1 rRNA gene is annotated in these 3003 nt (G+C 48.8%); it reads left to right on the top strand.

The features are described 5' to 3' along the window. Positions 1–148: 148 nt before the first annotated feature. Positions 149–3003 (top strand): 23S ribosomal RNA (locus JUF13_RS14265); the annotation flags it as partial.

The following is a 3003-nucleotide window of genomic DNA, read 5'->3' as shown; positions in this document are numbered from 1 at the left end:
TTGTTCTTTGAAAACTAGATATTATCAAATATTTTCTAATAATTATTTTTATTAATAATTAAACCGAGAACACTGCGAATTTTTTTGAGTTTTTAATTAGTTTTTATCGCTAATACTCAATTAATCAACGATTACGAAGTAATCGTTAGGTTAAGTTATGAAGGGCGCATGGTGGATGCCTTGGTACTAGGAGCCGATGAAGGACGGGACTAACACCGATATGCTTCGGGGAGCTGTACGTAAGCTTTGATCCGGAGATTTCCGAATGGGGAAACCCAGTAGTTTTAACCAACTATTACAATTCAGGGAATACATACTTGAATTGAGGCAGACGTGGGGAACTGAAACATCTAAGTACCCACAGGAATAGAAAGAAAAATCGATTCCCTAAGTAGCGGCGAGCGAACGGGGAATAGCCCAAACCAACAAGCTTGCTTGTTGGGGTTGTAGGACTGAACATTTGAGTTACCAAAGTCAATGATAATCGAAACGTCTGGGAAGGCGTGGCATAGCGGGTGATACCCCCGTAGATGAAATCGTTGACCCTCAGTTCAGGATCCTGAGTACGGCCACACACGTGAAACGTGGTCGGAAACCGGGAGGACCATCTCCCAAGGCTAAATACTCCCTAGTGACCGATAGTGAACCAGTACCGTGAGGGAAAGGTGAAAAGCACCGCGGAAGCGGAGTGAAATAGTTCCTGAAACCATGTGCCTACAATTAGTTAGAGCCCGTTAATGGGTGATAGCGTGCCTTTTGTAGAATGAACCGGCGAGTTACGTTAATTTGCAAGGTTAAGGTGTAAAGACCGGAGCCGTAGCGAAAGCGAGTCTGAAACGGGCGTTTCAGTAAATTGATGTAGACCCGAAACCAGGTGACCTATCCATGTCCAGGTTGAAGGTGCGGTAAAGCGCACTGGAGGACCGAACCCGTGTATGTTGAAAAATGCTGGGATGAGGTGTGGATAGCGGTGAAATTCCAAACGAACTTGGAGATAGCTGGTTCTCTCCGAAATAGCTTTAGGGTTAGCCTCGGAATTAAGAATCGTGGAGGTAGAGCCACTGTTTGGACTAGGGGCCCGTCATGGGTTACTGAATTCAGATAAACTCCGAATGCCACTGATTTATATCCGGGAGTCAGACGATGAGTGATAAGATCCACCGTCGAAAGGGGAACAGCCCAGACCATCAATTAAGGTCCCTAAATACATGCTGAGTGGAAAAGGATGTGGAGTTGCATAGACAGCTAGGATGTTGGCTCAGAAGCAGCCACCATTTAAAGAGTGCGTAATAGCTCACTAGCCGAGTGATCCTGCGCCGAAAATTTACCGGGGCTAAGCATGTTACCGAAATTATGGATGTGACCATTAGGTCACGTGATAGGAGAGCGTTCTAAGGGCAATGAAGCTAGATCGTAAGGACTAGTGGAGCGCTTAGAAGTGAGAATGCCGGTATGAGTAGCGAAAGATCAGTGAGAATCTGATCCACCGAATGACTAAGGTTTCCTGGGGAAGGCTCGTCCTCCCAGGGTTAGTCGGGACCTAAGCCGAGGCTGAGAAGCGTAGGCGATGGATAACAGGTTGATATTCCTGTACTAGTTAATTATGTTTGAACGATGGAGGGACGCAGCAGGCTATGGTATGCGCACGATTGGAAATGTGCGTTCAAGCGTCAAGTCTGGTGATGAGTTAAATGCTTATCGCTAAGGACAAGGCGTTACGAGGACCGAATTTTAGTAGGGAAGTGCCAGATGTCACACTGCCGAGAAAAGCTTCTAGTTAGTAATTAATTACCCGTACCGCAAACCGACACAGGTAGTCGAGGAGAGTATCCTAAGGTGAGCGAGTGAACTCTTGTTAAGGAACTCGGCAAAATGACCCCGTAACTTCGGGAGAAGGGGTGCTACACGCAAGTGTAGCCGCAGTGAAAAGGCCCAGGCGACTGTTTATCAAAAACACAGGTTTCTGCAAAATCGTAAGATGACGTATAGGGGCTGACGCCTGCCCGGTGCTGGAAGGTTAAGTGGATGAGTTAGCTTCGGCGAAGCCCAGAAATGAAGCCCCAGTAAACGGCGGCCGTAACTATAACGGTCCTAAGGTAGCGAAATTCCTTGTCGGGTAAGTTCCGACCCGCACGAAAGGCGTAACGATCTGGGCACTGTCTCAACAAGAGACTCGGTGAAATTATATTACCTGTGAAGATGCAGGTTACCCGCGACAGGACGGAAAGACCCCATGGAGCTTTACTGTAGCTTGATATTGGGTGTTGACACAGCTTGTACAGGATAGGTCGGAGCCGTAGAACTCGGAACGCTAGTTTCGAGTGAGGCGCTGGTGGGATACGACCCTCGCTGTGTGAACACTCTAACCCGCACCACTTATCGTGGTGGGAGACAGTGTCAGGTAGGCAGTTTGACTGGGGCGGTCGCCTCCTAAAAAGTAACGGAGGCGCCCAAAGGTTCTCTCAGAATGGTTGGAAATCATTCATTGAGTGTAAAGGCAGAAGAGAGCTTGACTGCGAGACAGACAGGTCGAGCAGGGACGAAAGTCGGGCTTAGTGATCCGGTGGTACCGTATGGAAGGGCCATCGCTCAACGGATAAAAGCTACCCTGGGGATAACAGGCTTATCTCCCCCAAGAGTCCACATCGACGGGGAGGTTTGGCACCTCGATGTCGGCTCATCGCATCCTGGGGCTGTAGTCGGTCCCAAGGGTTGGGCTGTTCGCCCATTAAAGCGGTACGCGAGCTGGGTTCAGAACGTCGTGAGACAGTTCGGTCCCTATCCGTCGCGGGCGTAGGAAATTTGAGAGGAGCTGTCCTTAGTACGAGAGGACCGGGATGGACATACCTCTGGTGTACCAGTTGTGCCGCCAGGCGCATCGCTGGGTAGCTATGTATGGATGAGATAAACGCTGAAAGCATCTAAGTGTGAAACTCGCCTCAAGATGAGATTTCCCATTCCTATATGGAAGTAAGACCCCTGAGAGATGATCAGGTAGATAGG

The sequence above is a fragment of the Levilactobacillus wangkuiensis genome (assembly GCF_016861605.1).
Lineage (GTDB): Bacteria > Bacillota > Bacilli > Lactobacillales > Lactobacillaceae > Levilactobacillus > Levilactobacillus wangkuiensis.
The sequence above is the reverse complement of the archived record's forward strand: the minus strand, read 5'-3'. Positions and strand labels throughout refer to the sequence as shown.